This window comes from Kitasatospora sp. NPDC047058 (genome assembly GCF_040643935.1).
GTDB lineage: Bacteria > Actinomycetota > Actinomycetes > Streptomycetales > Streptomycetaceae > Kitasatospora.
The window spans coordinates 1-5,585 of the sequence record NZ_JBEYVJ010000421.1; the positions used below are offsets into that span (position 1 = coordinate 1).

Consider the following 5,585-nt stretch of genomic DNA (forward strand, 5'->3'; position numbering starts at 1 on the left):
ACGTGGCCAAGCCCAGCGCATGACCCGGAGCAGGACGTCGATTCACCCGACTTCCCGCGCCTCCGACCGGCCGACGGGCCGGCGTCCTCCCCCGGCGCCGCCCGACATGCGGCCGGTCCGCTGGTCGCCGATGCTGGGCGGCGACGCGTGTCCGGTGTTTTCCGTGACCGGCCCGGCGCCCGTGACGGCCCGGGGCCCGTGGAAGCCCGAGTCCGTGGAGGCCCGTGAAGGCTCGTGGAAGCCCGAGGAAGGACGATCCCGCATGAGTTCGCTTGGCTTCGAGGTCATCGACACCCCCGACAGCTCGCTCAACAAGACCTCCGTGCTGGTGACGGGCCCCGACCACGCCCTGCTGGTGGACGCCGGCTTCACCCGTTCCGACGGGCGCCGGCTGGTCGAACGGATCCGGGCCACCGGCAGGCGGCTGACCACGGTGTTCGTCAGCCACGGCGACCCGGACTTCTACTTCGGCGCACAGGAGGTGCAGGACGCGTTCCCGCAGGCCAGGTTCCTGGCCACGCCGTCCACCGTCGAGCACATCCAGGAGACCTACGACGCCAAGCTGAGGACCTGGTCGCACCTCGGCCCGGAGCTGCCCACCCGGCTGGTGCGGCCCGAGGCGCTGCACGGCGACGAGCTCGTCTTCGAGGGCCACCGGTTCGAGCTGCGCGGAGCCGACTTTCACCTGCCGGACCGGCACTACCTCTGGCAGCACCACCACCGCACGATCCTCGGCGGGGTGTTGCTCTTCCAGGGCCTGCACGTCTGGACCGCCGACACCCCCGGGCCGGAGCAGCGGGCCGCCTGGATCGACCTGCTGGACGGCATGACGGCGCTGCAGCCGGAGTTCGTGGTGGCCGGCCACCGCACCGCCGGCACACCCACCGACACCACCGCGATCGAGCACACCGGCGACTACCTGCGGGCGTTCGAGACCGAGATCGGCCGGGCCCCCGACGCGGCCGCCGCCAAGGAGGCCCTGGAGCACCGCTTCCCGGACCTCGGCCTGAAACTGGCGGTCGACCTCGGCACGAAGGTCGCCAAGGGCGAGCTGGCCTGGGGCTGAGCGACGATGATCGAGGTACCGAGGTCCACCGCCGCCTTCGCCGAGTCCGACGCCCCCGCCGACGTGGTCCGCCGCCAGTACCTGGCCTCCGCACGCGGCGACCTGGCGGCGCTGCGGGCGACGCTCGCCGAGGACGTCGAGTGGACGGAGATGGCCGGCTTCCCGCTGGCCGGCACGTACCGCACGCCGAAGGGCGTGACCAGCGGCGTGATGGACCGGCTGGCCGACGACTGGGAGGACTGGACGGCGCACGACGACCGCTACGTGGTGGACGGCGAGAACGTGGTGGTGCTGGCCCGCTACACCGCCGTGCACCGGACCACCCGCCGCCCGCTCGCTGTCCGGGTGGCGCACCACTTCACCGTGCGCGGCGGCCGGATCGTACGTTTCGAGCAGTTCGCCGACACCGCCCTGGTCCGCGACGCGATGACACCGTGACGCCGGCACCCCACCCTCGGTCGAAACCCGGCGCACCCCCGGTTCACCCGTCCGGGGGAGCCTGCCGCGGCACGCCTGGCCCGGCCTCGACAGGCCGCGCCGACCGGCGGCAGGCTGTCCGTGATTCCGGCCGGAGAGCGAGGAGTTCAGCATGGGCACGGGCACAGCAGGAACGGACGACCGCGACGGGCACGAGCGGCCGGTCGTCATCGTCGGCGCCTCCCTGGGCGGGGCGAAGGCCGCCGAGGCGCTGCGCGAGGCCGGGTACCGGGGCGGCATCGTCCTGATCGGCGACGAGCACGAACTCCCCTACGAGCGGCCGCCACTGTCCAAGGGCTACCTGCTCGGCAAGACGCCGCGCGAGAAGATCTACGTCCACCCGACGCAGTGGTACGCCGAGCACGAGGTCACCCTCCGGCTCGGCACCGCCGTCACCGTGATCGACCCGGCGGCGCACACCGTCACGCTGGCCGACGACGGCCGGATCACGTACGCGAAGCTGCTGCTCACCACGGGTTCGGCACCACGCCGGCTGCCGGTCCCCGGCGCGGACCAGGACGGCGTGCTGTACCTGCGGCGGGTGGAGGAGAGCGACCGGATCAGGGCGGCCCTGAAGCCGGGCGCCCGGGTCGCGGTGATCGGCGCCGGGTGGATCGGCCTGGAGACCGCGGCGGCCGCCAGGACGGCGGGCGCCGAGGTGACCGTGCTGGAGGCGGCCGAACTGCCGCTGCTGCGGGTCCTCGGCCGCGAGGTCGCCCAGGTCTTCGCCGACCTGCACCGCGACCACGGCGTGGACCTGCGGTTCAACGCCCGGGTCGAGGAGCTGACCGGCCAGGGCGGCAAGGTCACCGGTGTCCGGCTCGGGGACGGCTCCACGGTGGCGGCGGACACGGTGATCATCGGCATCGGCATCACCCCCGTCACGGCCCTCGCCGAGGCCGCCGGACTGGAGATCGACAACGGCGTCAAGACCGACGAGCACCTGCGCACGTCGGATCCGGACGTCTACGCGGCCGGCGACGTCGCCAACGCCTTCCACCCCCTCTTCGGCCGCCACATCCGGGTCGAGCACTGGGCCAACGCCCTCAACCAGCCCCAGACCGCCGCCCGCGCACTGCTCGGCCTGAACGGCCCGGAGACGGTCTACGACCGCGTGCCGTACTTCTACACCGACCAGTACGACCTCGGCATGGAATACACCGGCTACGTGGAACCCGACGGCTACGACCGGGTGGTCTTCCGCGGCGACCCCGCCACCCGCGAGTTCATCGCCTTCTGGCTCTCCGAAGGCCGGGTCCTCGCCGGCATGAACGTCAACGTCTGGGACGTCGTCGACCCCATCCGTGACCTCGTCCGCTCGAAGCGACTGGTCGACGCGGACCGGCTGGCGAACCCGGCCATCCCCCTCGGCGACATCTGAGACCTCAGGCCAGGGCACGGGCTCGATCCGAGATCTGATGCGTGGACCATCAGCACGAAACCCCGGACACGACACCGCCGATCATCATCCGGCGGCTCTGCTCGGCCCACTCCCCCACGTCTGCGCGCAGACGCGGGGGAGTTCAGGAGCCCCGGCCCGCCCCCGCCCTGGGACGTGAAGCGGCCGGGCAGGTCGGTGGGCTACTCGTCCGCCGACGGCTCCATGACGAAGCCGAGACGAGCGGGCACGGGCTCGCCGTCGACGCGACGGAGCGGGACTCCGAAGGCCGCCGCGCCGGAGTCGGGTGTCTCCTGCTGTTGCCGGTAGCACGCGACGAGCTGCGCATACCGAGGGTTGATCCATTCCATCGGGGTGCCTCCTATCGTGTGCTCGGCAGCGTACGCGTTCCTCAGGCGACCTTCGACGGCTTCTTGCAGGGCTTCTCCGGCTTCTTCATCGGCTTGATCGAACAGCTCGGCGCGTGCTGGCACTTCGCCGCGACGGACACGAGGCTGTCGTCCGTCGGCGCCCGCCACAGTTCCGGGTCCACCGCGAAGCCCTCCGCCCGGACGGCCGCCTGTGTCTGTTCCAGGATGTCCGGGTCGAAGTTCTCCGGGTCGAAGCCCGGACTGTGGTGGACGAACACGCCTTCGCGGGCGCACAGTTCGGCGTAGGCCTCCGTGTGCAGCACGAAAGCGTGCCAGCCCTCGTCCACCAGCCGGCTCGGCGCCATGGCCAGGTCCGGCCGGCGGGCGCCGGTGATGATGAAAGCCATCGCCTCACGGACGATGCGCGTCGCCATCGACACGGTCATGCCCTCGTTGTTGTCGAGCACCGTCGACACGACGGAGTCGAACACTCGCGGCGTCAACGTCGACTGCGCCGTGACCGGGTGCACCGGGCCCGGACCGGGCGGCGCTGGCGTCGGGGCGGGTTCGGGAGTGGTCATACTGGTGTCTCCTCACACAGTGGGGTTCCCGGCGTCGGCGACGCCGGGAACGTTCGGTGGTGCGGAACCCGCTCCGGTCGGCTGCCTGCCAGGGATGACGGCCGGAGCGGGAGTCTGAGTGGGTACGGTCCCGTGCGGCGGCGCGGACAGCCATCGTGCGCCGTCGGCCGGGCATCGACGGGGGCGAGGCGCTGCAGGCATTGGGCGCTCAACCACGCCTCCTGGCTGCGCAGTTGTCGCACTCGCAGTGCGCGAGAACCGCGTCCCGGGACAGCCGCTCGGCGGTCGCCACGAAGGCGCCGTCCCGCCGCGCGGCGCGGTAGTCGTCCAGCGGGGACCGGACAGCTCGGCGGTCTGGTCCGGTGTCGGCCTTTTGGCGCTGCGTGGGCATCGTCGCTCCCTGCTCATCGTTGACGCACCGTCATCATCGGCACCCGAACGGGCCGGATCACCCCTGTTTCCGGGACATACGGGCCATCTCGCCGCTACGGTGCAAGAACGCCCAAATGTCCGAGGGGAAGCCTTGAACAACGCGCTTCGGCAAGGTATGGCTGCAGCCCGACTGGGGCCACGCCAACTGGCCGCCCGGGTCGGTGTCACATCCAAGACCGTGGAACGCTGGTTAGCGGATGCGTCGATCATGCCGCATCCGTTGAACCGAGCCGACGTGTGTGCAGCCCTGGGAGTGGATGAGCAAATGATCTGGCCAAAGGCGGTCCGAACGGCGATCAAGACCGGGCACGACCGGGAGGTGACGACGGTCTACCCGTACCGGTCAGCGTGTCCGCACGAGGTGTGGTCCCAGTTGATCGAGAGTGCCGAGACAGACGTCTTCCTTGCCGGGTACACCAACTACTTCCTCTGGCTGGAACAACCCGCGCTTGTACGGACACTACGCCGGAAGGCAGAGGCCGGCTGCCGGATCCGCTTCCTGCTGGGCAACCCCACCTCTGACACCACCGTCCAGCGCGAGCGCATCGAAGGCGTCACGCTCACCGTGTCGACCCGCATCCGGATCACCTTGGAACATCTGGCCAAGCTGGCCGACACCGGCGTGGAGGCACGGTTCAGCGCCGCCGACGACGGCGCCAACCACGTCAGCCTCAGCGTCTTCCGCTTCGACACGGATGCGCTGGTCACGCCGCACCTTGCCCGGCTCGTCGGCCACGACTCCCCCATGATGCACCTGCGCCGGCATGAGGATGGCGGGATGTTCGACCGGTTCGCCGAGCACACTGAGGAGCTGTGGGAGCGCGGTACGCCCGTACCGTAGATGATCGCCCGTCGTGAGTCCCGTCGGCGCCGGTCAGCCTCCGACTCGGCGCATGGCACCGTCGGTGCGCAGGTCGGCGAGGGCCGGGTAGCCGTCCACGGCCATCAGCAGGTCGGCCTCGGCGAGGAGCGAGCGCAGGACGTGCACGATGCCGTCCGTGCCGCCGAGGGCGAGGCCGTAGACGTACGGGCGGCCGACGCCGACCGCCGTCGCGCCGAGGGCGAGCGCCTTGACGACGTCCGCGCCGCTGCGGATCCCGGAGTCGAAGAGGACGGGCAGGCCGCCGGCGGCCTCCACCACGCCGGGCAGCGCGTCCAGGGCCGGCAGGCCGCCGTCGGCCTGCCGGCCGCCGGGGGTGGAGCAGTAGATCCCGTCCACCCCCCCCTCCCCGGCCCCCCCCGCGGCCTCGGGGTGGCCGATTCAGAACTGAATAGCACAC

At 71.4% G+C, this 5,585-nt stretch carries 7 protein-coding genes and 1 pseudogene; 4 read left to right on the plus strand and 4 right to left on the minus strand.

The annotated features are described in order from the left end of the window. Positions 1-262: 262 nt before the first annotated feature. The 3 genes from ABZ885_RS34420 (at position 263) to ABZ885_RS34430 (ending at position 2,924) form a co-directional block, all read left to right on the plus strand. Positions 263-1,066, plus strand: coding sequence for an MBL fold metallo-hydrolase (locus ABZ885_RS34420; protein WP_360197654.1), 804 nt, complete (start codon positions 263-265; stop codon positions 1,064-1,066). A gap of 6 nt (positions 1,067-1,072) precedes the next feature. Continuing rightward, the gene (locus tag ABZ885_RS34425) at positions 1,073-1,504 is read left to right on the plus strand and encodes a nuclear transport factor 2 family protein (protein ID WP_360197657.1); all 432 of its coding nucleotides are present in this window, start codon (positions 1,073-1,075) and stop codon (positions 1,502-1,504) included. 151 nt (positions 1,505-1,655) lie between these two features. Further along, positions 1,656-2,924, plus strand: coding sequence for an FAD-dependent oxidoreductase (locus tag ABZ885_RS34430; RefSeq protein WP_360197660.1), 1,269 nt, complete (start codon positions 1,656-1,658; stop codon positions 2,922-2,924). A 200-nt stretch (positions 2,925-3,124) separates the two neighbouring features. Here ABZ885_RS34430 and ABZ885_RS34435 read toward each other — a convergent pair whose 3' ends face one another. From ABZ885_RS34435 to ABZ885_RS34445, 3 genes are all read right to left on the minus strand, one after another. Further along, a complete protein-coding gene (locus ABZ885_RS34435) occupies positions 3,125-3,292 on the minus strand; it encodes a hypothetical protein (protein WP_360197663.1) in 168 nt (55 codons plus the stop codon). Positions 3,293-3,333: 41 nt separating this feature from the next. Further along, the gene (locus ABZ885_RS34440; protein ID WP_360197666.1) at positions 3,334-3,873 is read right to left on the minus strand and encodes a hypothetical protein; all 540 of its coding nucleotides are present in this window, start codon (positions 3,871-3,873) and stop codon (positions 3,334-3,336) included. Between the two features lie 208 nt (positions 3,874-4,081). Beyond that, entirely contained in the window at positions 4,082-4,264 is a 183-nt protein-coding gene (locus ABZ885_RS34445; protein ID WP_360197669.1) for a hypothetical protein, read from the minus strand. A gap of 132 nt (positions 4,265-4,396) precedes the next feature. On the opposite strand from ABZ885_RS34445, the gene ABZ885_RS34450 reads away from it, so the two are divergent. After that, positions 4,397-5,146, plus strand: a complete 750-nt coding sequence (locus tag ABZ885_RS34450) for a DUF5919 domain-containing protein (protein WP_360197672.1) — start codon at positions 4,397-4,399, stop codon at positions 5,144-5,146. A 33-nt stretch (positions 5,147-5,179) separates the two neighbouring features. On the opposite strand, the pseudogene ABZ885_RS34455 reads toward ABZ885_RS34450, so the two are convergent. Then, positions 5,180-5,566 (minus strand): annotated as a pseudogene (locus ABZ885_RS34455) (alpha-hydroxy-acid oxidizing protein); the annotation flags it as partial. Between the last annotated feature and the right edge of the window lie 19 nt (positions 5,567-5,585).

What these genes read in the sequence shown, in the direction of transcription:
- ABZ885_RS34420 (WP_360197654.1), top strand. Translation starts at nt 263, where the DNA reads ATGAGTTCGCTTGGCTTCGAGGTCATCGACACCCCCGACAGCTCGCTC.
- ABZ885_RS34425 (WP_360197657.1), top strand. Translation starts at nt 1,073, where the DNA reads ATGATCGAGGTACCGAGGTCCACCGCCGCCTTCGCCGAGTCCGACGCC.
- ABZ885_RS34435 (WP_360197663.1), bottom strand. Translation starts at nt 3,292, where the DNA reads ATGGAATGGATCAACCCTCGGTATGCGCAGCTCGTCGCGTGCTACCGG.
- ABZ885_RS34440 (WP_360197666.1), bottom strand. Translation starts at nt 3,873, where the DNA reads ATGACCACTCCCGAACCCGCCCCGACGCCAGCGCCGCCCGGTCCGGGC.
- ABZ885_RS34430 (WP_360197660.1), top strand. Translation starts at nt 1,656, where the DNA reads ATGGGCACGGGCACAGCAGGAACGGACGACCGCGACGGGCACGAGCGG.
- ABZ885_RS34445 (WP_360197669.1), bottom strand. Translation starts at nt 4,264, where the DNA reads ATGCCCACGCAGCGCCAAAAGGCCGACACCGGACCAGACCGCCGAGCT.